We start from the raw sequence: 25199 nt of genomic DNA on the forward strand, positions 1-25199 counted from the left end.
AAGCGCGATGAGCGATTCGCCTCGTCTGCCCATCGCCATCGTCGCTGCCATGCACGAGGAGTTGGCGGCGCTGCTCGCGCAGATGCCCGACGAGCAGCGCATCCACGTGGCCGGCCGCGACTACTGGGTCGGCCACTTGCAGGGCCAGCTCGTGGTCGCGGTGCTGTCGCGCATCGGCAAGGTGGCGGCGGCCACCACGGCGACGGTGTTGATGGAGCGGTTCGCCGTGCGCGCCATCGTGTTCACCGGCGTTGCCGGTGGCCTGGCGCCCGGCGTCGAGGTCGGCGATGTCGTCGTGGCGACCAGACTCCTGCAACACGACCTGGACGCGTCGCCGATCTTCCCGAAGTACGAAGTGCCTTTGACCGGCCATGCGCGCTTCGCCACCGACACCGCGATCAGCGATGGGCTGGCCATCGTGGCGGCCGACTTGTTGAGCGATCCGGTGACCCTGCTCGGCGAGAAGGTGGTCGAGGACTTCCGGTTGACGGCGCCGAAGGTCCATCGCGGCCTGGTGGTCAGCGGGGACCGCTTCGTGTCGACCTCGGCCGAGAGCGAAGCGCTGCGCCTTGCGTTGCCGGATGCGCTCGCCGTCGAGATGGAAGGCGCGGCCGTGGCGCAGGTGTGCCACGACTACGGCGTTCCCTTCGCCGCGGTGCGCACGATTTCAGATCGGGCGGACGACGCGGCGCATGGCGATTTCACGCGCTTCGTCTCGTCGGTCGCGAGCCGCTACAGCCTCGCCGTGGTCGACGCCTGGCTGGCCACGCTGCCGTTGGACCCGCACGCGCCTATTTGAGCCAGCCGCGTCGGCGGAAGTACCACATCGGCACCAGCGCGCTCGCGATCATCAGCACGATCGCGTAGGCGTAGCCGTAGCTCAGATCGAGTTCGGGCATGAACTTGAAGTTCATGCCGTACACGCTCGCGATCAATGTCGGCGGCAGCAGCGCCACGCTCGCGACCGAGAAGATCTTGATGGTCTTGTTCTGGTTGATGTTGATGAAACCGACGGTCGCATCCATCAGGAAGTTGATCTTGTCGAACAGGAAGGCCGTGTGGTTGTCGAGCGATTCGATGTCGCGAAGAATCTGCCGCGCTTCCTCGAACTGCTCGGCGTTGAGCATGCGGCTGCGCATCATGAAGCTCACCGCGCGGCGGGTGTCCATCACATTGCGGCGGATGCGTCCGTTCAAGTCTTCCTGCCGCGCGATCAGGCCGAGCACTTCGCCAGCCAGTTCGTCGCTCACGTTGCCCGAAAGCACCTTCTTGCCGGCGGATTCGAGTTCGTCGTAGATGTTCTCCAGCGTGTCGGCCGAGTATTCGGCGTCGGCATCGAAGAGCTTCAGCAGCACTTCCTTGGCATCCTCGATCAGGCCGGGGGCGCGGCGGGCGCGCATGCGCAGCAGGCGAAACACCGGCACGTCTTCGTCGTGGATGGAAAACAGCACGCCGCGGCTGCGCAATTCGGTGTTGTGCTGGTTGAGGATGAAGGCCACGCGCACCGAGCGCGGGTTCTCGTCATCGTCGATCAGGAAGTCGCTGCGGATGTGGAGTTCGCCGTTGTCCTCTTCATAGAAGCGCGCGGATTCCTCGATGTCCTCGTCCATCGCGTCTTCGGGGATGGAGAGGCCGTAGTACTGCTTGATCCAGCGCTTTTCTTCGACGGTGGGCGATTCGAGGTCGACCCAGATGGGCTGGAACCGGGAAAGCTCTTCGAGCGCCTCGATCTCTTCCTGGACGAGGCGGCCGTTGGCGAGCGTGAAGATGTTGAGCATGGCTCACTCCCGTGATTGGTCTGGCGGTTGGGCGAAGGGTGGGGCGCTTTCAGCTCCCTCGCCAACGGACGTGTCAGAGGGGGAGTGAAAGCTGCCGAGACGGGTCGATTTCCATATGAATGGCTCCGGTTTGCAGCGAGGCGCGATTATGTCATCCGACCTCCAGGCACGGCCGGCGGCATCTGGATGGACATACAGTAAAGTGGCGTCGATGCAGAGCATCGCCCGACCCACTCCCGCCACGCAGGCCGAGCGCCTCGCGGCCGCGCTCGCCCAGCTCAACGACGCGCAGCGCGCGGCGGTGGAGCACGGCGTGGGCGCCGCGCTGGGCGAGACAAGGCAGGACGATCGGCCCCTGCTCGTGATCGCCGGGGCGGGCTCCGGCAAGACCAGCACCCTGGCGCATCGCGTGGCTCACCTGATCGCGCGGGGCGCCGATCCCCAACGCATCCTGCTCCTGACCTTCTCGCGTCGTGCCGCGCAGGAGATGGAGCGCCGGTCAGGGCAGGTGCTGGCGCGCGTGCTCGGCCTGAAATCAGAGGCACCCCCGGCACTGCCCTGGGCGGGCACCTTCCACGGTATCGGCGCGCGGCTTCTGCGCGAGTACGCGGCGCAGGTCGGTCTCGACGAGAACTTCACCATCCACGATCGCGGCGACGCCGAGGACTTGATGGGGCTGGTACGCAACGACCTTGGGCTCTCGTCCACGACGCGGCGCTTTCCGCAGAAGGGCACCTGCCTTTCGATCTACTCGCGCACCGTGAACACCTGCGCGCCGCTGGCGGAGGTGCTGAAACATGCGTTTCCCTGGTGCGCGGAGTGGGAGGTCGAACTCAAGCGGCTGTTCGGCGCCTATGTCGAGGCCAAGCAACAACAGCACGTGCTCGATTACGACGATTTGCTGTTGTACTGGGCCGAGATGGTGGCGGAGCCGACGCTGGCCGAGCACGTCGGCGCGCGCTTCGACCATGTCCTGGTCGACGAATACCAGGACACGAACCTGCTGCAAGCCGCCATCCTGCGTTCGATGAAGCCCGACGGGGCCGGGGTCACGGTGGTGGGCGATGACGCACAGTCGATCTACTCGTTTCGCGGCGCAACGGTTCGCAACATCCTCGACTTTCCGCAGCACTTCAGCCGGCCCGCGCGCATCGTCACGCTGGAGCGCAACTACCGCTCGACGCAGCCCATCCTCGATGTCTCGAACGCGGTGATTGCCGCCGCCGCGGAGCGCCACGCGAAGACGCTCTGGACCGACAAGCCCTCGGCCGGCCGGCCTCAACTCGTGCTGGTGCCCGACGAGGCGCAGCAGGCGCGCTGGGTCGCGGACCGCGTGCTGGCGCATCGCGAAGGCGGGCTGGCGCTCAAGTCCCAGGCGGTGCTGTTTCGCACATCGACGCACAGTGCCGCGCTGGAGCTTGAATTGACGCGGCGCAACATTCCCTTCGTCAAGTATGGCGGGCTCAAGTTTCTCGAGGCCGCCCATGTCAAGGATCTGCTCGCCGTGCTGCGCTTTGCGCAGAACCCGCGAGGGCGCATGGCGGGTTTCCGCGTGACGCAACTGATTCCGGGCATCGGGCCGGTCACTTCTACCCGATTGCTTGACGCAATGGCCGAGGCGGCGGATCCGGGGGCGGTCGTGCGGGATTTCGTGCCGCCCTCCGCCGCGCAGGCCGAGTGGGCGCGGTTCGCGGCGATCTATGCGGCGCTGCGGGAGCCGTCGCTTGCCTGGCCTGCGGACATGGACCTGGCGTTGCAGTGGTATCTGCCGCATCTGGAGCGCCTTCACGACGACGCCGGACTGCGCCGTGGCGACGTCGAGCAGTTGGCCCGGCTGGCGTCGGGCTACGCGTCGCGCGAGCGCTTTCTGACAGAACTTACGCTCGATCCGCCAGAAGCCACCAGCGACCGGCCGGGGCCTCCGCTGCTCGACGAGGATTACCTGATTCTTTCGACCATCCATTCGGCCAAGGGGCAGGAATGGACCTCGGTGCACGTGCTGAATGTGGTGGACGGCTGCATCCCGGCCGACGTGGCGCAGGGGGCGCAGGAGCTCGAAGAGGAGCGGCGGCTGCTGTACGTCGCGATGACCCGGGCGCGCGACCATCTGCATCTGCTGGTGCCGCAGCGCTTCTACGTCACCCAGCAGGCGGTTCGCGGCGACCGGCATTTGTACGCGGGGCGCACGCGCTTCATCACGGCGTCCGATGCCGAACGCTTCGAGCACCAGACCTGGCCCCCGCCACCGGAGCGCGCTCCGCACGTGCCGCCGCCAGCCGCCACGATCGACCTGCTGAGCCGGATGCGGGCCACCTGGAGGTGATGCCCGCCCGGGGCTGCGCGCACTTCCGTATCGCTTCGCCGGCTGCGCCTAGTCCTAATTTCGTAGCGGCGGGAAACCCCTACCGGGAATGGCCCTTTGTACGTGTTCGGAAAGATTGCATTTCGATGACAGCATGGCATAGTGAACCGACCGTCCCCCGGCTTCTCCTCTCTTCCCCTCTCCCTCTTTCTCCCCACTCTCCATTCGTTTCCCCGGCTGTACCTCCCTACCAAGGGGTGCGGCTATTTCCCCAACCGTCAATTCCAGGAGGTCATTCATGAATTTGACGATCAGCGGTCATCACCTCGACGTCACACCCGCCTTGCGCAACTACGTTACGAGCAAGCTGGACCGAATCACCCGCCATTTCGACCAGGTGGTCGATGTCAAGGTGATCCTTACGGTGGAAAAGCAAAAGGAAAAGGAGCGCCGCCAACGCGCCGAATGCAACATTCACGTCAAGGGCAATGACATGTTCGCGGAGTCGAGCCACGCTGATCTTTACGCTGCTGTCGACGAACTGGTCGACAAGCTCGACCGGCAGGTCGTCCGCCACAAGGACCGCCTGCAGGACCACCATCACGAAGCGCCCAAGCGTGTGATGTAGTACCACTCCGGGCAAATACTCTTGCGGGCCACCTTCGGGTGGCTCTTTGCTTTTTGCAGCGTGGGTGCATAATCGCCCCCGCCCCGCCCCAACATGAACCGACTCGCGTCCATCCTGCCACCCGCTCAAGTGCTTGTGAGCGTTGACGCCACCAGCAAGAAGCGTGCTTTTGAAGAAGCAGGCTTGCTGTTTGAAAACCTGCACGGCCTCGGCCGGGCCCTCATCACCGACAGCCTCTTTGCCCGCGAACGCCTGGGTTCGACCGGCCTGGGCCATGGGGTGGCGATCCCGCACGGCCGCATCAAGGGCCTCAAATCGCCCATGGCTGCAGTGTTCCAACTGGCGAACCCGATCGGGTTCGACGCGCCGGACGAGCAGCCTGTGGTCCTGCTGATCTTCCTGCTCGTGCCGGAAGCGGCCACGCAGAAACATCTTGAAATACTTTCCGAGATCGCCGAACTCCTGAGCGACGCCAACCTGCGCGAGCAGATCAAGTCGAGTTCGGACGCCGCGGCACTGCACGCCCTGATCGCAGGATGGCAATCCGCGCAGGTCGCCTGATCCGCGCGGGCCTGGGACGGTCTGGCCTATGAAGCCGACCGTCATCAGCGCCGACGCGATGTTCGAGGAATTCCGCGGCTCGCTCCGGTGGGAGTGGCTGGCGGGATTGGGCGCCTCGGAGCGCCAGTTTGACCCCGACGTCATCAGCCGGGCCCAGTCCGCCGCTGACCTGGTGGGCTACCTCAACTACATCCACCCCTACCGCGTACAGATCCTGGGCGCCCGGGAGGTGGCCTACCTCACGCGCGGCACGCCGGAGGACTGCGTGCGGCGAATCGCCCGCATCGTCACCCTGGAGCCGCCGATGCTGGTGCTGGCGGACGGCCAGCCGGCGCCCGACGAACTGCTGTCGATCTGCGAGCGCGCGCAATTGCCCCTGTTCGCGACGCGTGAATCGTCGGCTTTCGTCATCGACCTGCTGCGGGCCTATCTTTCCAAGCACTTCGCCGAGCGCACGTCGATGCACGGCGTGTTCATGGACATCCTGGGGCTGGGCGTGATGATCACGGGCGAGTCCGGACTCGGAAAGAGCGAACTCGGCCTGGAGCTGATCTCGCGCGGCAACGGTCTCGTGGCCGACGATGCCGTCGATCTCTACCGCATCAACCAGACCACGCTGGAAGGGCGCTGCCCCGAACTGCTGCAGAACCTGCTCGAAGTGCGCGGCATCGGCCTGCTCGACATCCGGGCGATCTTCGGCGAGACGGCCGTGCGCCGGAAGATGCGGCTCAAGCTGATCGTCCACCTCGTGCGGCGCGACAGCTTCGAGCGCGACTACGAGCGCATGCCCTCGGCGCCGCTCACGCAGGACGTGCTGGGTATTCCGGTGCGCAAGGTGATCATCCAGGTCGTGGCAGGCCGCAACATCGCGGTGCTGGTCGAGGCGGCCGTGCGCAATTCGATCCTGCAACTGCGCGGCATCGATACCTATGCCGACTTCGTCGCCCGCCATCACAAGGCCATGGAAAGCGCCAGGGAAGACGACTAGCGCGAAGCCCAGGAACGCCGCGGAACCGGCTTTGCCGGCCCGCCGGTGTTGCCCCCGGCAGGGGGTGGGCGGCTACACGAAATGAGCAAGCCTGGGGTCGGGCGAGCCTATGGTGCTCAGTGCTTGCTCGTGCAGTCGGCGCAGAGGCCGTACAGGGACATCGCGTGGTCTTGCAAGATCCAGCCCTTGTCCGTCGCGATCATCTGCTGGCGGCGTTCGATCTCGGGATCGTAGAACTCCTCGACCTTGCCGCACGACGTGCACACGAGGTGATCGTGGTGCTTGCCTTCGTTGAGTTCGTAGACCGCCTTGCCGCTCTCGAAGTGGCTGCGTTCGAGGATGCCGGCCTGTTCGAACTGCGTCAGCACGCGGTACACGGTGGCCAGGCCGATGTCGGAATGGTCGTTGAGGAGGACGCGAAACACGTCTTCCGCCGTCATGTGACGTTGCCCGCCGTTCTGGAAGATCTCGAGAATCTTGAGGCGCGGCAGAGTGGCCTTGAGGCCGGTGTTCTTGAGTTCGTCGATGTTAGCCATGTTGGTTCGTTCCCTGCGCCAGCCTTGCGGGAAGGGCCCGCCGGGGGCCAGCCGCTACAATGATTTGATCATATCGCCCAACCCTTTTTCCATGCCTGCCATTCCACAACGCCGCCTCTGGCCGCTCTTCGGCGCCGTCGCCGCGGGCCTGTGCCTCGGCGCTTGCAGCAGTGTCGGCGACAGTGCGCGCGGCGCCCTGACCGCCGTCACGCCCTACAAGGTCGAAGTGGTTCAGGGCAATTTCGTGTCCAAGGAACAGGTCGCGGCGCTCAAGCCCGGCATGTCGCGCCAGCAGGTGCGCGAAATCCTCGGTACGTCGCTCCTGACCGATGTCTTTCACTCCAATCGCTGGGACTACGTGTTCACGATCCGCCGCCAGGGCGTCGAGCCGCAGCAGCGCCACCTGACGCTGTATTTCAACGGCGAGGTGCTCGATCGCTTCGAAGGCGATCCGATGCCGAGCGAGGAGGAATTCGTCGCCCAGCTCGACACCCGCAAGCGCACCGGCAAGGTGCCTCCGCTGGAGGCCACCGAAGACCAGCTCAAGAAGTTCGACCCGGCCAAGGACAAGAAGGTCGATGGCGATGCGCCGGCGGCGCCTGCAACTCCGCCGGCACTGCCTGCGGCCTACCCTCCGCTCGAATCGCGCTGAGCACGCGCTGGCCGCTTCCGGCCGTCGCGCCCTTTCTCGAATTCCGCATTTCCAGAGGCTGAAACGCGTGACCGACTCTTCTTCTCCATCCACTTCCCTGCGCCGCGTCGCGATCGCGGGCGCTTCTGGGCGCATGGGCCACATGCTGATCGAGGCCGTGCGCGAGGCGCAGGATTGCCGCCTCGCCGGCGCGCTCGATGTTGCTGGCAGCGCGGCGATCGGCAGCGATGCGGCTGCGTTCCTGGGTTTCACGAGCGGCGTCCCCGTCGTGTCCGACCTTCGCGCAGGGCTCAAGGATGCACAGGTACTGATCGATTTCACACGGCCCGAAGGCACACTGGCGCACCTCGCCGTGTGCCGCGAATTCGGCGTGCAGCTCGTGATCGGCACCACCGGCTTCAGCGATGCGCAGAAGGCCGAGATCGCCGATGCCGCGAAGGACATCGCGATCGTGATGGCGCCGAACATGAGCGTGGGCGTCAACGTCACCTTGAAGCTGCTCGAAATGGCCGCCAAGGCGCTGTCGACCGGCTATGACATCGAGATCATCGAGGCGCACCACCGCCACAAGGTCGACGCGCCCTCGGGCACGGCGCTCAAGATGGGCGAGGTGATCGCCGATGCGCTGGGCCGCGACCTCAAGGACTGCGCCGTCTACGCGCGCGAAGGCGTCACCGGCGAGCGCGACCCGTCGACCATCGGCTTCGCGACCATCCGCGGCGGCGACATCGTCGGCGACCACACGGTGCTGTTTGCCGGCACCGGCGAGCGCATCGAGATCACGCACAAGTCGGCCAGCCGCTCGACCTACGCGCAGGGCAGCCTGCGTGCCGTGCGTTTCCTGGCCAGCCAGCGCGCCGGGTTGTTCGACATGTTCGATGTCCTGAGCCTGCGCTGACCCCGAGCATGAGCATCCTCGCGCTGCTCGCCCACGGTGACGCCGTCAGTCGCTCGGTCGCGGCGCTGCTGCTGGTCATGTCGGTGTCGAGCTGGGTCGTGATCCTCTGGAAGGCCTGGCTTTTGCGCGGCGGTACGCGCGATGTGGTGCGCAGCATCGCGGCCTTCTGGCAGTCGCCATCCATCGGGGACGCTGAACTCAGCCTCAAGGCCTTCGACCGCGCGGCGCTGGTCCTGCCGGCGGTGAGCGCGGTCAGGAAGCTTGCGACGCACACCGACAGCGCGACGCTCGGCGGCGCCGTCGATCGGGCCCAACGTGTCACGCGCGTCCTGCGCGATGCCCTGCATGCGGCGCTTCGGCGGCTGCAATCCGGCCAGATCCTGCTCGCGACCGTCGGCGCCACCGCGCCCTTCGTCGGCCTGCTCGGGACGGTCTGGGGGATCTACCGTGCTCTCGTCGGCATCGCCGGCGAAACGGGTGGCTTCACCATCGACAAGGTCGCCGGCCCGGTCGGCGAGGCGCTGATCATGACGGCCTTCGGCCTCGCGGTCGCGATTCCCGCCGTGCTGGCCTACAACGTGTTCGGACGCGTCGTCAGCCGTATCGAAGCCGAACTCGAAGGCTTCGCGCACGACCTGCTGGGCATGCTCGGCGAGCCTGCGCCGCGCGAGATCCCGTTGCCGCCCGCCCGGCCCATGCCTGCCTGAGAGCGGCGCCCAAGCAGCATGGCCTTCGGTCGCACATCGCTCGGCAGCACGGCCACCGGCGGCCGATCGACCGGCGCAGGCGGACAGCGGCCGCTGTCCGACATCAACGTCACCCCGCTGGTCGACGTGATGCTCGTGCTCCTGGTGATCTTCATCATCACCGCGCCGCTGATGGCCAGCTCGATCAAGCTCGACCTGCCGCGCACGGATGCAGGCCATTCCGGCGACACGCCGAAGTTCGTGTCGCTCGTGGTCGATGCGGCCGGCAAGGTCTACCTGAACGACAAGCCGGTCACGCAAGAGGAGTTGGCGGCCGGCCTCGCCAATGCCGCCACCGCGAGCCGCGATACCGAAGTCCAACTCCGCGCCGACCAGACCGTGCCCTACGGCAAGGTCGTCGAACTGATGGGCATCGCCAACAAGGCCGGCCTGACCCGCATCGGCTTCGTCACCGAAGCACCCCCAACCACCCCGCCACCCAGATAGCCGCCGGCGAAGCCGTGCGCGTTCGCGAGACACCGCGGAACCGGCTTTGCCGGGCCGCCGGTGTTGCCCCCCGGCCCACGCGTCAGCTTAACGCCACCGGCCTGGTCTTCCAGATCTCGTGCGCATACTGCGCAATCGTCCGATCCGAGGAAAACGCCCCCATCCCCGCCACATTGAGAATCGCCATCCGCGTCCACGCATCCTGATCGCGATACAGCGCGTCGACTTTCTCCTGCGCCTCGATGTAGCTCGCATAGTCGGCCAGCAGCAGGTAGTGGTCGCCCCAACTCACCAGCGCATCGAAGATCTGCTGGTAGCGCGCCGGCTCGGTGGGCGAGAAGGCGCCGTCGCGGATGCTGTCGAGCACGCGCTGCAGTTCCGGATTGGCTTCGTAGATGTCGCGTGGCTGGTAGCCGCTCGCGCGGATGTCGGCCACCTGCGGCGTGGTGTTGCCGAAGATGAAGAAATTCTCGGGGCCGACGTTCTCGCGCATCTCGACGTTGGCGCCGTCGAGCGTGCCGATGGTCAATGCACCATTCAGCGCGAACTTCATGTTGCCGGTGCCCGAAGCCTCGGTCCCGGCCGTGGAGATCTGCTCCGAGAGGTCGGCAGCCGGCATGATGACCTCGGCCAGGCTCACGCTGTAGTTCGGGAGGAACACCACCTTCAGCAGCTTGCCCACGCGCTCGTCGTTGTTGATGACGTGCGCCACGTCGTTGATGAGGCGGATCACGAGCTTGGCCATGTGGTACGCCGAAGCGGCCTTGCCGGCGAACACGACCACGCGCGGCACATGGCCGGCGTCCGGTGCGTCCAGGATGCGGTGATAGCGCGTGACCACGTGCAGCACGTTGAGCAATTGCCGCTTGTACTCGTGCATGCGCTTGACCTGCACGTCGAACAGCGCATCGGTGTCGATGTCGATCCGCAAGTGCTCGTCGATCCAGTTCGCCAGCCGCAGCTTGTTCTCGCGCTTGGCATGACGGAAGGCGCGCACGAAGGCCGGCTGCTGCGCCATCGGCCGCAGCACTTCGAGCTGAGTCAGGTCGCGACGCCAGCCGCGTCCGATGCGCGTATCGAGCAGCGCCGCCAGCGACGGGTTGGCCTGCGCCAGCCAGCGGCGCGGCGTCACGCCGTTGGTCTTGTTGTTGAAGCGCTCGGGAAACAGCTTCGCGAAGTCCGCGAAGATCGATTGCTTCATGAGTTCCGAGTGCAGTCCCGACACGCCGTTGATCGAATGGCTGGCGAGCACCGCCACGTAGGCCATGCGCACGCGCCGCTCGCCGGATTCGTCGATCAGCGACAGCCGCCGCAGCAACTCGACGTCGTGGCCATGCGCCTGCGTCACTGTGGCGAGAAAGCGCGAGTTCATGTCGAAGAGGATCTGCAGGTGGCGCGGCAGCACCCGCCCGAACATTTCCACCGGCCAGGTTTCAAGCGCCTCGTGCATCAGCGTGTGGTTGGTATAGCTGAACACCTTCTGCGTGTGGGCCCATGCCGTGTCCCAGGGCAGGTCATGCTCGTCGATCAGCAGGCGCATCAGCTCAGGCACGGCCAGCACCGGGTGCGTGTCGTTGAGATGGATGCTGACCTGATCCGGCAGCGCATCGAAGTCGGTGTGGTTGCGCAGATAGCGCCGCACGAGGTCCTGCACGCTCGCGCTGACGAAGAAGTATTCCTGGTGCAGCCGCAGCTCGCGGCCCGACGGCGTGGAATCGTCTGGGTAGAGCACGCGCGACACGTTCTCGGAGTGGTTCTTGCTTTCCACCGCCTCGAAATAGTTGCCGCGGTTGAAGGCCGAGAGATCGATCTCCTCGGTCGCGCGGGCGGACCACAGGCGCAGCGTGTTGGTGGCCTGCGTGCCATAGCCGGGAATGATGGTGTCGTAGGCCACGGCCAGCACGTCGTGGGTGTCCACCCAGTTCGCTGCGCCGTAGGGCGCGCCCTTGCCTTCGCGTCGCTGCACGTGGCCGCCGAAGCGCACGCGGTAGGTCACTTCGGGTCGCTGGAATTCCCAGGGATTGCCGCGCGTGAGCCAGTAGTCGGGTGTCTCGACCTGCTGGCCGTCGACGATGCGCTGGCGGAACATGCCGTACTCGTAGCGGATGCCGTAGCCCAGGCCCGGCACGCCGAGCGTGGCCATCGAGTCGAGGAAACAGGCCGCGAGGCGGCCGAGGCCGCCGTTGCCCAGGGCGGCATCGGGCTCGCGTTCGGCCAGCGTCTGGATGTCGACGCCGAAATCGGCCAGCGCCTGCTTCACGGTGTCCTGCAGTTCCAGCGCAAGCAGGGCGTTGGTGAAGGTGCGCCCGATCAGGAACTCCATCGACAGGTAGTAGACGCGCTTGAGCCGCTGCGCATAGATCGCCCGGGTGGTGCCCATCCAGCGCTCGACGATCTGGTCGCGCACGGCGAGTGCGGTGGCATGCAGCCAGTCGTCGGGGCTGGCTGCCACGGGGTCCTTGCCGACCGCGTAGATCAGCTTGTTGGCGACTGCGCGCTTGAAGGCGGCGACGTCGCGGTCGGGGTGGTCGTACTTGAATTCTGCGATGGTCATGGTGGGACGGTGTGGGTTCTCTGGCGGACGGCTTCAGGCCAAGGCCTCGGCGTAGACATCGAGGTAGCGGGCGGCGGCGGTGCCCCAGTCGGCGGGGCGGCGCATGGCATTCGCGCGAACGGCACGCCAGTCGGCCGGCCGCCGGTAGAGCGCGAAGGCGCGGCGAAGCGCTCGTGCATAGCCGGCAGGATCGAAGTCGTCGAAGGCAAAGCCCGTGGCTTCGCCGCTGGCCATGTCTTCCAGCGTGGCATCGACGACGGTGTCGGCCAGGCCGCCGACGCGGTGCACGAGCGGCAGGCTGCCGTACTTGAGCCCGTACATCTGCGTGAGGCCACAGGGCTCGAAGAGCGACGGGACCAGGGTGACGTCGCCTGCGCCGAACAGGCGGTGGGCCAGGTCCTCGCTGTAGCCCAGCGTGACGCTGACAGATTCCGGCGCGGCGGCAGCGCGCTGGCGGAAGGCCGTTTCCAGTGGCGCGTCTCCACTGCCGAGCAATGCGAGCTGGCCACCCTGCGCCAGCAGCGCGTCGAGCCCGCCGAGCACGAGGTGCAGGCCCTTCTGCTCGGTCAGCCGGCTCACCACCACGAAGAGCGGCGCGTCCGCTTGCGGCGCCAGGCCGAGCTCTTCCTGCAGCGCGGCCTTGCACTGCGCCTTGCCGCCCAGCCGCCGCAGGTCGTAGCGGTACGGAATCAGCGCGTCGGTGGCCGGGTTCCAGACCTGGTCGTCGACGGCATTGAGGATGCCCTTGAGCACGTGCGATCGGCTGCGCAGCAGGCCGTCCAGTCCGCAGCCCTGTTCGGGCGTCTGGATTTCGCGAGCGTAGGTCGGACTCACGGTGGTGATGCGGTCCGCGAAGCAGAGCCCACCTTTCATGAACGACACCTGGCCGTAGTACTCGAGCCCATCGACCCCGAAAGCCGCCGGCGGCAGTCCGAGTTCGGGGAAATGCCGCGGGGCGAACAGGCCCTGGTAGGCCAGGTTGTGCACGGTGAACACGCTGCCTACGCGTGGGCGTCCGCCGGGCGGCGCGAAGGCGAGGTAGGCCGGCGCCAGGGCGGCATGCCAGTCGTGGGCATGCACGATGTCGGGCTGCCAGTCGGAATCCAGCCCTTGCGCGATCTGCGCCGCGGCCCAGCCCAGCAGCGCGAAGCGACGGTGGTTGTCGCCGTAAGGCTTGCGGGCGAGGTCCTCATACGGATTGCCGGGCCGGTCGTAGAGCGCCGGCGCATCGATCACGTAGGCGGGAATGTCGCGCGCGCCAGGCGTCACGATGCGCCCGAGGCGCAGCCTCGCGGGTTCGCCCCAAGGCGCCGCGAACTCCTTCACCGCCACCGCGTCGCGTACCCCGGCCGCGATGGCCGGAAATCCAGGCAGCAGCACCCGCACATCCTGCCCCGCCGCCATGAGCGCCAGCGGCAGCGCACCCGCGATGTCGGCCAGCCCTCCGGTCTTGAGCAGGGGAAACAGTTCGGCGCTGACCTGGAGGACCCGCATGCGCTTGCTATGGCTCCAGACGCTTGAGCATTTCGCGCGTGATCAGGACCACGCCGCCCTCCGTCCGCTCGAAACGTGCCGCATCGGCCACGGGGTCTTCGCCCACCACCATCTCGTCGGGAATCACGCAGGCGCGGTCGACCACCACCTTGTTGAGCCGGGCGCCGCGGCCGACTTCCACGTCCGGCAGCAGCACGGCCTCGTTGATCTCGCAGAAGGAATGCACCCGAACGCCCGAGAACAGCACCGAACTGCTCACCTTGGAGCCCGAGACGATGCAGCCGCCCGAGACGATGGTGTTGACCGTCATGCCGTGCTTGCCTTCGCGATCGAGCACGAACTTCGCCGGGGGCAATTGCCGCTGGTAGGTCCAGATGGGCCAGTCGGTGTCATAGATGTCGAGCTCCGGGGTGATGGAGGCCAGGTCCAGATTGGCTGCCCAGAATGCATCAATCGTGCCCACGTCGCGCCAGTAGGCGTTGGCGTCCGCCCCGCGCCGGGCCCGCGTGACGCAGGACATGCCGAAGGGATGCGCCACCGCCCGGCCCGCGGCGACCACCCGCGGAATGATGTCCTTGCCGAAATCGTGGTTCGACTCCGGGTTGGCGTTGTCTTCCTCGAGCAGCTCGTAGAGGTACTCGGAATCGAAGATGTAGATGCCCATGCTCGCCAACGCCACATCGGGGTTGCCAGGCATCGCGGGCGGGTCGGCCGGCTTTTCCAGGAACTCGGTGATCTTGCGGTCCTTTTCGATCGCCATGACGCCGAAGGCCACCGCTTCCATGCGCGGCACCTCGATGCAGCCGACCGTGCAGCCCAGGCCGTGCGCCACGTGGTCGGTCAGCATGATCGAGTAGTCCATCTTGTAGACATGGTCGCCGGCCAGCACCACCACGTAGTCGTGCGGCGTCGACCGGGTCTGGATGATGTCCAGGTTCTGGTAGACCGCGTCGGCGGTGCCGCGGTACCAGTGCTCGTCGCCGACGCGCTGCTGGGCCGGCAGCACGTCGACCATCTCGTTGAGCTCGGCGCGCAGGAAGCTCCAGCCGCGTTGCAGGTGGCGCATCAGCGAGTGCGACTTGTATTGCGTCACGACCGCCATGCGCCGGATGCCGGAGTTCAGGCAGTTCGACAGCGCGAAATCGATGATGCGGAACTTGCCGCCGAAGTAGACCGCGGGCTTGGCCCGTCGGTCGGTGAGCTGCTTGAGTCGGGAGCCTCGTCCACCGGCCAGCACCAGGGCGATGGTGCGGCGGACGAGTTGGTGAGCCTGCAGTGTCGGTTGCTCGATTTGGGCCATCAGATGTCTCCGTTGGTTTTTTCCGTTTCCCGGTGATCCAGCCTAGCACCCCGGCGGGCGGTTGGCTCCTATGTTTTTGCGACCCAGAGGCTGCCGGGGCGCAAGACCTGGGTTCCGTCGAGGAGCGATGCGGTCAATGGCTCGTCCGTGTCGCTCGCCAGCCGGTGCAGCCAGCGGCCCGGCGGCAGCCTGAACTCGACATCGCGCTCTTCGGCGTTCACCAGCACCAGCCAGCTCGCATCGGGCGGCACGGCCTCGAACACGATCGCCAGCGCATGCCTGCCAGCGCGCTCCCAGTCGGCCGGAGCCATGGCGTGGCCCTCGGGCGTCAGCCATCGCAGCGCGGCGGCACCTGCGGGCGGCACGGCCGGCCACCATTGGGCGCTGCGCAGCGGCTCGGCTTCGCGGCGAAGCGCCAGCACACGGGCGACGAAGGCCGTCAGGGCGGCATCGGCGCGGTGCCAGGCCAGCCAGGTGGTGTCGTTGTCCTGGCAGTAGGCGTTGTTGTTGCCGCGCTGGGTGTGGCCGAGTTCGTCGCCGCCGAGCAGCATCGGCGTGCCTTGCGAGAGAAGCAGCGCAGCCAGCAGCACGCGCTGCAGCCGCCTGCGCTCGGCCAGGACGATCGCGTCGTCGGTGTCGCCTTCGACGCCGCAGTTGCGGCTCAGGTTGTGGCCGTGGCCGTCGCGGTTCTGTTCGCCGTTCGCGAGGTTGTGGCGCTCGTTGAAGCTGAGCAGATCGCGCAAGGTGAAGCCGTCGTGCGCGGTGACGAAGTTGACGCCGGCGGTGGGCGAGCGGCCGTCATGCCTGAAATCCTCGCTCGACGCGGTGAAGCGCTGCGCGAACTCGCCGAGGCCCGCGCTGCGGTGGAGCCAGAAGCCGCGCTGTGCATCGCGAAAGCGGTCATTCCACTCCAGCCAGCCGGGCGGGAATTCGCCGAGGCGATAGCCGCCCGGTCCGATGTCCCAGGGCTCGGCGATCAACAGGGCCTGCGCCAGCACCGGGTCTTGCGCGATGGCTGCAAGGAACGGCGCGCGGGGATCGAACTCGCCGCCTTCCCGACGCGCGAGCACCGGTGCGAGATCGAAGCGGAAACCATCGACGCCAAGCTCGGTCACCCAATGGCGCAGACTGTCCAAGACGAGTTGCACCACGCGCGGCTCGGCCAGGTTCAGGCAATTGCCGCAGCCCGTCCAGTTCTGGTAGAGCGACCGGTCGTCCGGTCGCAGGTGGTAGTAGAGCGCGTTGTCGATGCCGCGCAGGCTCAGCGTAGGCCCGTATTCGTCGGTCTCGCCACTGTGGTTGTAGACCACGTCGATCACGATTTCCATGCCGCGTGCGTGCACCGCGTCGGCCATCGTGCGGAACTCGCTCGATGGCGTGGTTCCGGGCCGGCCGCTCCAGTAGCGGGTTTCCGGGGCGAACCAGCCGATGGGGCTGTAGCCCCAGTAGTTGCTCAGGCCCAGCGCCAGCAGCCTCGATTCGTCGGCGCGGTGCTGCACGGGCATCAGGTTCAGGGTGGTGACGCCGAGCCGCTGCAGGTGGTCGAGCACCGCCGGTTCCGCGAGCCCGGCGTAGGTGCCGCGCAACGCGGCAGGCACGTCGGGATGCAACTGGGTGTGGCCGCGGACGTGGAGTTCGTAAATCACGCGGTCGCCGGGCAGGACACGAGGGCGCGCCGGGCCGGTGGGCGGCATCGGCGCAGTGACTCTGGCCTTGAGCGCAACGGATGCGTTGTCGCGCGGGTCGCGCCGGATCGGATCGGCGGAGTCATGGCCGAGGAACAGGTCTTCACCGCGGTACTGGCCGACCACCTCGCGCGCGTACGGATCGAGGAGCACCTTGGAAGGGTTGAAGCGCTGGCCTTCGTGGGGCGCCCAGGGGCCATGCACGCGCCAGCCATAGACCAGGCCGGGCCGGGCGCTGGGCAGGCGGGTGTGCCAGACGCCGTTGGTGCGCGCGGTCAACCTGAGGCGCTGCTGCTCGTTCTGTCCGGTGGTGTCGAAGAGGCACAGCTCGACGGCGGTGGCGTTGGGGGCGGCAAGGGCGAAGTTGACGCCGTCGGCGCCGGGACTGGCACCCAGCGGATAGGGAGAGCCGTTGCCGGACGTGGAACGGGCGCCGTTCACTCCAGCACCCACATCACGGTTCCCAGCGGCGGCACGGAAATCACCAGCGATTGCGCCTGTCCTTGCCAGGCCGACGCTTCGCTCTGGATCACCCCGTTGCCTACGCCACTGCCCCCGTACACCGCGTTGTCGGTGTTGACGATTTCCCGATACCGGCCCGCGGCCGGAACCCCCAGCCGATAGCCATGCCGCACCACCGGCGTGAAGTTGCACACGGCCACCACGAACGCGCCATCCCGCGCTCGCCGCACGAAGGCGAACACCGAATGCTCCGCATCGTCATGGCTGAGCCAATCGAAGCCCTGCGGCTCGCAGTCGAGTTCGTGCAACGCGGGGAAATGGCGATAGACGTTGTTCAGGTCCCGCACCAGCCGCCGGATGCCCTGGTGCGAAGCCTGTTCCAGCAGATGCCAGTCCAGGCTGCGGTCCGCGTCCCATTCCGCCCACTGGGCGAACTCGCCGCCCATGAACAGCAGCTTCTTGCCCGGATACGCCCAGAGGTAGCCGTAGAGGTTGCGCAGCCCCGCGAACTTCTGCCATGTGTCGCCCGGCATCCGGCCGATCATCGAGCCCTTGCCGTGCACCACCTCGTCGTGCGACAGCGGCAGCACGAAGTTCTCGGTGTGCGCGTACATCAGCCCGAAGGTGATCTGCTGGTGGTGGTGCTTGCGATAGACGGGATCGATGCCGGTATAGGCCAGCGTGTCGTTCATCCACCCCATGTTCCACTTGTAGTGGAAGCCGAGGCCTCCGTTCTCTGGCGGGCGCGTGACGCCGGGGAAGCTGGTCGACTCCTCCGCGATGGTCGCCGCACCGGGCCGCTCGACGCCGACCACGCGGTTCATGCGCCGCAGGAAGTCGATGGCCTCCAGGTTCTCGCGGCCGCCTTGGGCGTTGGGCACCCACTGGCCCGGCTCGCGGCTGTAGTCGCGGTAGAGCATCGAGGCGACCGCATCGACGCGCAGCCCGTCGACGCCGTAGCGCTCCAGCCAGTAGAGCGCATTGCCGACAAGGTAGTTGCGCACCTCGGTGCGCGCGTAGTTGAAGATCAGCGTCTGCCAGTCGTTGTGGAACCCCTCGCGCGGGTCTGCATATTCATAGAGCGCGGTGCCGTCGAAGTTGCCCAGCCCGTGCGAGTCGGTCGGGAAATGCGCTGGCACCCAGTCGAGGATCACGCCCAGCCCGGCCGCGTGCGCGGCCTCGACGAAGGCGCGGAAGTCGCCGGGCGTTCCGAAGCGCGAGGTCGGCGCGTAGAGGCCGATCGGCTGGTAGCCCCATGAACCGTCGAAAGGATGCTCGCTGATCGGCAGCAACTCGATGTGGGTGAAGCCCATGTCGCGGGCATAGGGCACCAGCGTGTCGGCCAGTTCGCGGTAGTCGAGCCATTCGTGGCCGTTCTTTCGTCGCCACGAGCCGAGGTGGACTTCGTAGATGCTGATGGGTGCGCCGCGCGCGTTGGCCTCGGCGCGGCCGGGGGGCACCTTCGCGGGCTGGGGCAGCGGCTGCACGACGCAGGCCGTGTCCGGCCGCAGCCGCGCGGAGAAACCGAAGGGATCGGCCTTGCGCAGCACCTGCCCCTGTGCCGACAGGATCTCGAATTCGTAGCTGTCGCCGGGCGCCACGTGCGGTGCGAAGATTTCCCACACGCCGCACTCGCGGCGCAGCCGCATCATGTGGCGACGGCCGTCCCACTGGTTGAAATCACCGACCACCGACACGCGCCGTGCGTTCGGCGCCCACACAGCGAACGCCACGCCGCGCACGCCGTCGATTTCGCGCAGGTGAGCGCCCAACTGCTCGAAGGGCCGCAGGTGCGTGCCTTCGGCCAGCAGCCAGACGTCGGTTTCCCCGAGCACGAAGGAAAAGCGGTACGGGTCGTCGAGAAGCGAACTGTGCGTGCCCCAGTCGACCTTGAAGCTGTAGCCCAGCCGGGCCTCCGAAGCGGGCACGAGCCCGGCGAAGAGATCGCTGCCGCCCTGGCGGTCGAGTTCGGCCAGCGGCCAGCCCGAGCCGGAATGCATCACCGCCACCGCCTTGGCGCCGGGCAGCAGGGCGCGAACCCACAGGCCTTCGTCGCTGTCGTGCGGTCCGAGCACGGCGAAAGGATCGCCATGCTCTGCGCGCATCAGGGCGCGGACTTCGGCATCAGGGAGCATGGAGCGGTTCTCCGAAGAAGACGCCGAAGGGCGGCAAGTCGAGCGTGCGGCCTTCGAGCCGCGCGCCGGCGAAAGGGGCGCCCTCGATCGGTGCGAGGGCTTGCGGCAAAGCCAGCGACGCGGGCCCGTCGGAGAGATTGAAGACGGCCTGGAGCGAGGCGCTCCCCTCCCGTCGCTCGAACCACAACAAGGGCTCGGGCGCATCCAGGAACTTCATGCCGCCCGTGCGAAGCAGCGGCTGGCCGCGCCGCCAACGCAACAGCGCGCGGCTGAAGTTGAGCATCGACTGCGGATCGCCCTCCTGCTGGTCGATCGCCAGTGGAATGTGCGTGTCGGATACCGGCAGCCACGGTGCGCCGCTGGTGAAGCCCGCGTGCTGTGCGGCGGCGAGCCAGGGAATCGGCGTGCGGGCGCCGTCGCGGCCCTTGAATTCGGGCCAGAAGGCGCGTCCGTAGGGGTCCTGCAGCAACTCGAAAGGCACCTCCGCTTCGGGCAGGCCCAACTCTTCGCCCTGGTAGACGCTGGCGCTCCCGCGCAGCGACACCAGCAGCGCGAGCCAGAGGCGGTCGCGGCGGGTGTCGTCCGCGCCGTTGGCATTCCACCGGCTGGCGACGCGTGGCACATCGTGGTTCGAAACGGCCCAGCAGCCCCAGCCGTCGGTTTCGGCCAGCGCCCGGTCCAGCGCCTCGACCTGGGTGCGCAGATGGCGCGCGCTGTGCTCGCTCGTCAGCAGGCTGAAGCTGTAGGCCAGGTGCAGCCGCCTGCCGCGCTCTGTGTACTGGGCCATCACGGGCGGCGCGTTCTCGTCGCCGACCTCGCCGAGCGCGACCGCCCCGAATTCATCGAGCAGCCGGCGCAGCCGTTCGAGGAAGAACAGGTTCTCGGGCTGGCTCTTGTCGTGCAGGTGCTGCTGCATTGCGTAGGGGTTGTCGGCGCGCACCGTGCTGACAGCACCGCCGTCGGCGGATGGGTTGTCGCGCAATTGCGCATCGTGGAACTGGTGATTGCAGGCGTCGAAGCGGAAGCCGTCGACACCGCGTTCGCACCAGAAACGGACTTCGCCGAGCAGCGTGTCCTGCACCGCGGGGCAATGGAAGTTGAGATCCGGCTGCTCGGTCAGGAAGCTGTGCAGGTAGTACTGCCGCCGACGCGAATCCCACTGCCAGGCCGAACCGCCGAAGACCGACAGCCAGTTGTTGGGCGGCGTGCCGTCGGGCCGCGGGTCGGCCCAGACATACCAGTCGGCCTGCGGGTTCTCGCGGTTTGCCCGGCTGGCCGCGAACCAGGCGTGCTGGTCGGAGGTGTGGGAGAGCACCTGGTCGATGATGACCTTGAGGCCCAGCTCGTGGGCCCGCCCCAGCAGGGCGTCGAAGTCCGCAAGCGTGCCGAACATCGGGTCGACGGCCCGGTAGTCCGCCACGTCGTAGCCGAAATCCTTCATCGGCGACCGGAAGAAGGGCGAGACCCAGATGGCGTCCGCGCCCAGCCCGGCGACGTGGTCGAGCCTTGCCGTGATTCCCGGCAGGTCGCCGATCCCGTCGCCGTTGCTGTCCATGAAGCTGCGCGGGTAGATCTGGTAGATCACCGCTCCGCGCCACCAGTCCTTGACCATGCGTGCCTCTGTCAATTCGAAATCATTGTGGCATGCGAGAAGTGGGCCATTGCCCAACCCGCGATAATCCGTCTTCCCCCGGCCGCCTGGTGCCGGGCTGTTGCGAAGCCCAATGAACCCCAGCTATAAACCCAGCGACGTCGAGTCCGCAGCCCAGGCCCACTGGACCGCCGCCGATGCCTATCGCGTGACCGAGGACACGCGCAGGAAAAAGTACTACGCCTGTTCGATGCTGCCGTATCCCAGCGGCAAGCTGCACATGGGCCATGTGCGCAACTACACGATCAACGACATGCTCACGCGCTACCTGCGCATGAGCGGCTACAACGTCCTGATGCCCATGGGCTGGGACGCCTTCGGCCTGCCGGCCGAGAACGCGGCGCTCAAGAACGGCGTGCCGCCGGCCCAGTGGACCTACGAGAACATCGGCTACATGAAGAGCCAGCTCCAGGCCATGGGGCTCGCGATCGACTGGAGCCGCGAGATCGCGACCTGCGACCCGGCCTACTACAAGTGGAACCAGTGGCTGTTCCTGAAGATGCTCGAAAAAGGCATCGCCTACCGCAAGACCCAAGTCGTCAATTGGGACCCGGTCGACCAGACCGTGCTGGCCAACGAGCAGGTGATCGACGGCAAGGGCTGGCGCACCGGTGCCACCGTCGAGCGCCGCGAGATCCCGGGCTATTACCTCAAGATCAGCGACTACGCCGAGGAACTGCTCGACCACACCCAGCACAAGCTGCCCGGCTGGCCCGAGCGCGTCAAGCTGATGCAGGAAAACTGGATCGGCAAGAGCGAAGGCGTGCGCTTTGCCTTCACGCACCAGATCAAGGACGCCAAGGGCGGGCTGATCCAGGGCGGCCGCATGTACGTCTTCACGACGCGTGCCGACACCATCATGGGCGTCACCTTCTGCGCGGTGGCGCCGGAGCATCCGCTCGCGCAGCACGCCGCAAAGACGAATCCCAAGGTCGCGGCCTTCATCGAAGAGTGCAAGAGCGGCGGCACCACCGAGGCCGAACTCGCCACGCAGGAGAAGAAGGGCGTGCCCACGGGGCTCACCGTCACGCATCCCATCACCGACGAGCAGGTCCCGCTCTGGGTCGGCAACTACGTGCTGATCGGCTACGGCGACGGTGCCGTGATGGGCGTCCCCGCGCACGACGAGCGCGATTTCGCCTTCGCCAACAAGTACGGCATCGAGATCATCCAGGTCGTGCTGGTCGACGACGAGCCGCATTTCGATTACCACCGCTGGCAGGACTGGTACGGCGACAAGCAGCGCGGCGTGACCATCAACTCCGACAACTTCAGCGGCATGCACTACGCCGAGGCCGTCAAGGCGGTCGCCCATGCCCTCGAACAGAAGGGCCTGGGCGACACGCAGACCACCTGGCGGCTGCGCGACTGGGGCGTGAGCCGCCAGCGCTACTGGGGCACGCCGATCCCGATCATCCATTGCGATGAGCACGGTGCGGTTCCGGTGCCTGAGAAGGACCTGCCGGTCGTGCTGCCGACGGAGTGCGTGCCTGACGGCTCGGGCAATCCGCTCGCGAAGCACGAAGGCTTCCATGCCGGTGTCGTCTGCCCGGTCTGCGGCAAGGCCGCGCGCCGCGAGACCGACACGATGGACACCTTCGTCGACAGCTCGTGGTACTTCATGCGCTACTGCGATCCGAAGAACGACGATGCCATGGTGGCCGACGGCGCCAAGTACTGGATGCCGATGGACCAGTACATCGGTGGCATCGAGCACGCGATCCTGCATCTGCTCTACGCGCGCTTCTGGACCAAGGTCATGCGCGACCTCGGCCTGGTGACGGTCGACGAGCCTTTCAGCAAGCTGCTGACGCAGGGCATGGTGCTCAATCACATCTTCTACACGCGCGGCGAGAAGGGCGGCAAGGACTACTACCCGCCCTCCGAGGTCACCCCTGTGCTCGATGCGCAGGGTCGCATCACCGGCGGGACGCTGGCCGACGGCACCCGGTTGGAATACGGCGGCGTCGGCAAGATGGGCAAGACCGAGCGCAACGGCGTCGACCCGCAGGACCTGATCGAGAAGTACGGCGCCGACACCGCGCGGCTCTACACCATGTTCACCGCGCCGCCCGAGGCGACCCTCGAGTGGAACGACGCGGCGGTCGAGGGCAGTTACCGCTTTCTGCGCCGGGTCTGGAGCTTCGGCGTGGCGCTGCACGGCGCGGCGGCCGAGACCGGCGCCGCGGCCAAGGTGCCTGCGTTCGGCAAGGACGCCAAGGGGCTCCGGCACGAAGTCCATACGGTGCTGCGCCAGATCGACTACGACTACCAGCGCATGCAATACAACACGGTGGTGTCGGGCGCGATGAAGCTGCTCAACGCGCTGGAAGGCTTCAAGCCCGCCGCGGCCGATGCGGGCGACCGGGCGGCGGTGCGCGAGGGCTTCGGCATCCTGCTGCGCTGCCTGTATCCGGCGACGCCGCACATCGCGCACCAACTGTGGCAGCAACTCGGCTACGACAAGGACATGGGCGGACTGCTCGATGCGCCCTGGCCCGTGGTCGACGTCGGCGCGCTCGAACAGGACGAGATCGAGCTGATGCTGCAGGTCAACGGCAAGCTGCGCGGTTCGCTGCGCGTGCCGGCCGCCGCCTCGAAGCAGGAGATCGAGAAGATCGTGCTGGCGAGCGAGGTCCTGGCCAAGCACGCCGAAGGCGCGATGGCCAAGCGCGTGATCGTGGTTCCGGGCCGGCTGGTCAACGTGGTCCTGTGAAGCGCATGACGTCACGCACCGCCCTGCCGCGCCGCGGCTTCCTGGCCCTGGGCGCGGCGTCGCTTGCGCTCGCAGGGTGCGGCTTCCAGTTGCGCAAGGCGCCCGATTTCGCGTTCAACAGCATCGCCGTGCCCGGCAACACGGCATTCGCGAACTATCTGCGGCGCAACCTTCGGGCGGCGGGGACGGTCGAGGTCCTCCCGGCCGACCAGGCCGACAAGGCCGACGCGGTGTTCGAGATACTGGGCGAGAACCGCGACAGCATCGTGATCTCCACCAATGCCTCGGGCCAGGTGCGCGAACTCAACCTGCGATTGACCATCCGCTTCCGGGTGCGCGGGCAGGGCGGCAAGGAATTGATGGGCCCGACCGCGATCCAGCAGACCCGCGACATTACCTACAACGAAACCGCTGCGCTGGCCAAGGAAGGCGAATCGGAGCTGCTGTACCGCGACATGCAGACCGACATCGCGCAGCAGATCCTGCGTCGGCTCGCCGCAATCAAGCCGGCCTGATCTCCCGTGCAACTGGCGCCGGCCCAACTTTCTGCCCACCTCGCCAAGCGGGTGGCGCCGCTGTACGCCATCCACGGCGACGAGCCGCTGCTCGCGCAGGAGGCGGCCGATGCGATCCGTGCGGCGGCACGCACGCAGGGCTACACCGAGCGCAGCGCGTACACCGTGGCCGGTGCGCATTTCGACTGGAGCGCGGTGCTCGCGGCGGGCGGTTCGCTGAGCCTCTTTGCAGACCGGCAGATCGTCGAGATCCGCATTCCCTCGGGCAAGCCGGGCAAGGACGGCAGCGTGGCGCTCCAGCAGATCGCCGAGGCCGCGCAGGGCAACGACAGCACGCTCACGCTGGTGATGCTGCCGCGCCTCGACAAGGCCACGCGCACCGGCGCCTGGTTCACGGCGCTGGAGAACAACGGCGTCAGCCTGCAGATCGAGACCATCGAGCGCAACGCGCTGCCTCAATGGATTGCGCAGCGCCTCGCGCAGCAGGGCCAGCGCGTGAAGACCGGCGAGGAGGGCCAGCGCACGCTGCAGTTCTTCGCCGACCGCGTGGAAGGAAACCTGCTCGCGGCGCACCAGGAGATCCAGAAACTGGCGCTGCTGCATCCCGAAGGCGAGCTGAGCTGGGAGCAGGTCGAAGGCGCCGTCAACAACGTGGCGCGCTATGACGTGTTCAAGCTCTCCGAGGCCGTCCTGGCCGGCAACCCGCAGCGCGTCTCGCGCATGCTCGAAGGGCTGCAGGCCGAAGGCGAGGCCGAGGTGCTGGTCCACTACACACTGGCCGAGGACATCCGTGCGCTTAAACGCGTGAAGGACGCCATGGCCGCCGGCCGCCCATTGCCCATGGCGCTGCGCGAAAACCGGATCTGGGGACCGCGCGAGCGGGCTTTCGAGCGCGTGCTGCCGCGCCTGGACGACCGCGCGCTCGCACGCATGCTGCGTTCGGCGCATGTGGTCGACGGCATCGTCAAGGGCCTGAAGCAGCCCGACTGGCCGGCCAACGGCTGGCAGTCCCTGCAGCGGCTGGCGTTGATGCTGTGCCGTGCCTGCGCGGGTGGCAAGGGCATCGGAACCGCCGGCTGACGTGCTCTCAGGTCGTGGCGGGACTGCCAGATGCACCATGGCGGTGCGTCGGTGCCCCTTCACGCCCGCTG

The 25199-nt window shown here is 67.1% G+C and carries 20 protein-coding genes; 12 read left to right on the forward strand and 8 right to left on the reverse strand.

Features of this window, described 5'->3' with window-relative positions; translation table 11 throughout:
• Positions 1 to 7 precede the first annotated feature (7 nt).
• Positions 8 to 799, forward strand: a complete 792-nt coding sequence (locus tag QTH97_RS14820; RefSeq protein ID WP_286568987.1) for a 5'-methylthioadenosine/adenosylhomocysteine nucleosidase — start codon at positions 8 to 10, stop codon at positions 797 to 799.
• Here QTH97_RS14820 and corA read toward each other — a convergent pair.
• Positions 792 to 1778 carry a magnesium/cobalt transporter CorA gene (gene corA / locus QTH97_RS14825; RefSeq protein WP_286568988.1) on the reverse strand — a complete coding sequence of 329 codons (987 nt, stop codon included), beginning with the start codon at positions 1776 to 1778 and terminating at the stop codon, positions 792 to 794. The two genes, QTH97_RS14820 and corA, sit on opposite strands and share 8 nt — an antisense overlap.
• Before the next feature lie 211 nt (positions 1779 to 1989).
• Here corA and QTH97_RS14830 point away from each other — a divergent pair, with 211 nt between their 5' ends.
• The 4 genes from QTH97_RS14830 (at position 1990) to hprK (ending at position 6257) form a co-directional block, all read left to right on the forward strand.
• The gene (locus QTH97_RS14830; RefSeq protein WP_286568989.1) at positions 1990 to 4101 is read left to right on the forward strand and encodes an ATP-dependent helicase; all 2112 of its coding nucleotides are present in this window, start codon (positions 1990 to 1992) and stop codon (positions 4099 to 4101) included.
• Between the two features lie 277 nt (positions 4102 to 4378).
• Positions 4379 to 4708, forward strand: a complete 330-nt coding sequence (gene hpf, locus QTH97_RS14835) for a ribosome hibernation-promoting factor, HPF/YfiA family (protein WP_068640485.1) — start codon at positions 4379 to 4381, stop codon at positions 4706 to 4708.
• Between the two features lie 93 nt (positions 4709 to 4801).
• Entirely contained in the window at positions 4802 to 5269 is a 468-nt protein-coding gene (locus QTH97_RS14840; protein ID WP_028251657.1) for a PTS sugar transporter subunit IIA, read from the forward strand.
• A 28-nt stretch (positions 5270 to 5297) separates the two neighbouring features.
• Positions 5298 to 6257 (forward strand): HPr(Ser) kinase/phosphatase, encoded by a 960-nt coding sequence (gene hprK, locus QTH97_RS14845; protein WP_286568990.1) that lies wholly within the window; start codon positions 5298 to 5300, stop codon positions 6255 to 6257.
• Between the two features lie 116 nt (positions 6258 to 6373).
• Here hprK and fur read toward each other — a convergent pair whose 3' ends face one another.
• Positions 6374 to 6793, reverse strand: a complete 420-nt coding sequence (gene fur / locus QTH97_RS14850) for a ferric iron uptake transcriptional regulator (protein ID WP_286568991.1) — start codon at positions 6791 to 6793, stop codon at positions 6374 to 6376.
• A 91-nt stretch (positions 6794 to 6884) separates the two neighbouring features.
• Here fur and QTH97_RS14855 point away from each other — a divergent pair, with 91 nt between their 5' ends.
• The 4 genes from QTH97_RS14855 to QTH97_RS14870 all read left to right on the forward strand — a co-directional run bounded on the left by QTH97_RS14855 (position 6885) and on the right by QTH97_RS14870 (position 9536).
• Positions 6885 to 7445, forward strand: a complete 561-nt coding sequence (locus QTH97_RS14855; RefSeq protein ID WP_286568992.1) for an outer membrane protein assembly factor BamE — start codon at positions 6885 to 6887, stop codon at positions 7443 to 7445.
• Positions 7446 to 7542: 97 nt separating this feature from the next.
• Positions 7543 to 8343 (forward strand): 4-hydroxy-tetrahydrodipicolinate reductase, encoded by an 801-nt coding sequence (gene dapB, locus QTH97_RS14860; RefSeq protein WP_444813439.1) that lies wholly within the window; start codon positions 7543 to 7545, stop codon positions 8341 to 8343.
• 8 nt (positions 8344 to 8351) lie between these two features.
• The gene (locus QTH97_RS14865) at positions 8352 to 9050 is read left to right on the forward strand and encodes a MotA/TolQ/ExbB proton channel family protein (protein WP_286568994.1); all 699 of its coding nucleotides are present in this window, start codon (positions 8352 to 8354) and stop codon (positions 9048 to 9050) included.
• Positions 9051 to 9068: 18 nt separating this feature from the next.
• The gene (locus QTH97_RS14870) at positions 9069 to 9536 is read left to right on the forward strand and encodes an ExbD/TolR family protein (RefSeq protein ID WP_286568995.1); all 468 of its coding nucleotides are present in this window, start codon (positions 9069 to 9071) and stop codon (positions 9534 to 9536) included.
• Between the two features lie 82 nt (positions 9537 to 9618).
• Here QTH97_RS14870 and QTH97_RS14875 read toward each other — a convergent pair whose 3' ends face one another.
• From QTH97_RS14875 to QTH97_RS14900, 6 genes are all read right to left on the reverse strand, one after another.
• Positions 9619 to 12090 carry a glycogen/starch/alpha-glucan phosphorylase gene (locus QTH97_RS14875; RefSeq protein WP_286568996.1) on the reverse strand — a complete coding sequence of 824 codons (2472 nt, stop codon included), beginning with the start codon at positions 12088 to 12090 and terminating at the stop codon, positions 9619 to 9621.
• Positions 12091 to 12123: 33 nt separating this feature from the next.
• A complete protein-coding gene (gene glgA / locus QTH97_RS14880; protein WP_286568997.1) occupies positions 12124 to 13584 on the reverse strand; it encodes a glycogen synthase GlgA in 1461 nt (486 codons plus the stop codon).
• A gap of 7 nt (positions 13585 to 13591) precedes the next feature.
• On the reverse strand, positions 13592 to 14884 hold the full coding sequence (glgC, locus tag QTH97_RS14885) for a glucose-1-phosphate adenylyltransferase (protein ID WP_286568998.1): 1293 nt from the start codon (positions 14882 to 14884) through the stop codon (positions 13592 to 13594).
• 68 nt (positions 14885 to 14952) lie between these two features.
• Positions 14953 to 17010, reverse strand: a complete 2058-nt coding sequence (glgX, locus tag QTH97_RS14890) for a glycogen debranching protein GlgX (RefSeq protein ID WP_286568999.1) — start codon at positions 17008 to 17010, stop codon at positions 14953 to 14955.
• Entirely contained in the window at positions 17007 to 19166 is a 2160-nt protein-coding gene (glgB, locus tag QTH97_RS14895; RefSeq protein WP_286569000.1) for a 1,4-alpha-glucan branching protein GlgB, read from the reverse strand. Before glgB ends, glgX begins: the two co-directional genes overlap by 4 nt.
• Positions 19156 to 20778: an alpha-amylase family glycosyl hydrolase gene (locus tag QTH97_RS14900; RefSeq protein WP_286569108.1), complete on the reverse strand. Its 1623-nt coding sequence runs from the start codon at positions 20776 to 20778 to the stop codon at positions 19156 to 19158. The genes glgB and QTH97_RS14900 overlap by 11 nt, the downstream gene beginning before the upstream one ends.
• Before the next feature lie 112 nt (positions 20779 to 20890).
• Between QTH97_RS14900 and leuS the strand changes: the two genes are divergently transcribed.
• Genes leuS through holA form a run of 3 tightly spaced genes read left to right on the forward strand, consistent with a single transcriptional unit; the run spans position 20891 to position 25128 of the window.
• Positions 20891 to 23533, forward strand: a complete 2643-nt coding sequence (leuS, locus tag QTH97_RS14905) for a leucine--tRNA ligase (protein ID WP_286569001.1) — start codon at positions 20891 to 20893, stop codon at positions 23531 to 23533.
• A gap of 5 nt (positions 23534 to 23538) precedes the next feature.
• On the forward strand, positions 23539 to 24048 hold the full coding sequence (locus QTH97_RS14910) for an LPS-assembly lipoprotein LptE (RefSeq protein ID WP_286569002.1): 510 nt from the start codon (positions 23539 to 23541) through the stop codon (positions 24046 to 24048).
• Positions 24049 to 24054: 6 nt separating this feature from the next.
• Positions 24055 to 25128, forward strand: a complete 1074-nt coding sequence (holA, locus tag QTH97_RS14915) for a DNA polymerase III subunit delta (RefSeq protein WP_286569003.1) — start codon at positions 24055 to 24057, stop codon at positions 25126 to 25128.
• Positions 25129 to 25199: the final 71 nt, after the last annotated feature.

This window comes from Variovorax gracilis, from assembly GCF_030317115.1.
Lineage (GTDB): Bacteria > Pseudomonadota > Gammaproteobacteria > Burkholderiales > Burkholderiaceae_C > Variovorax > Variovorax gracilis.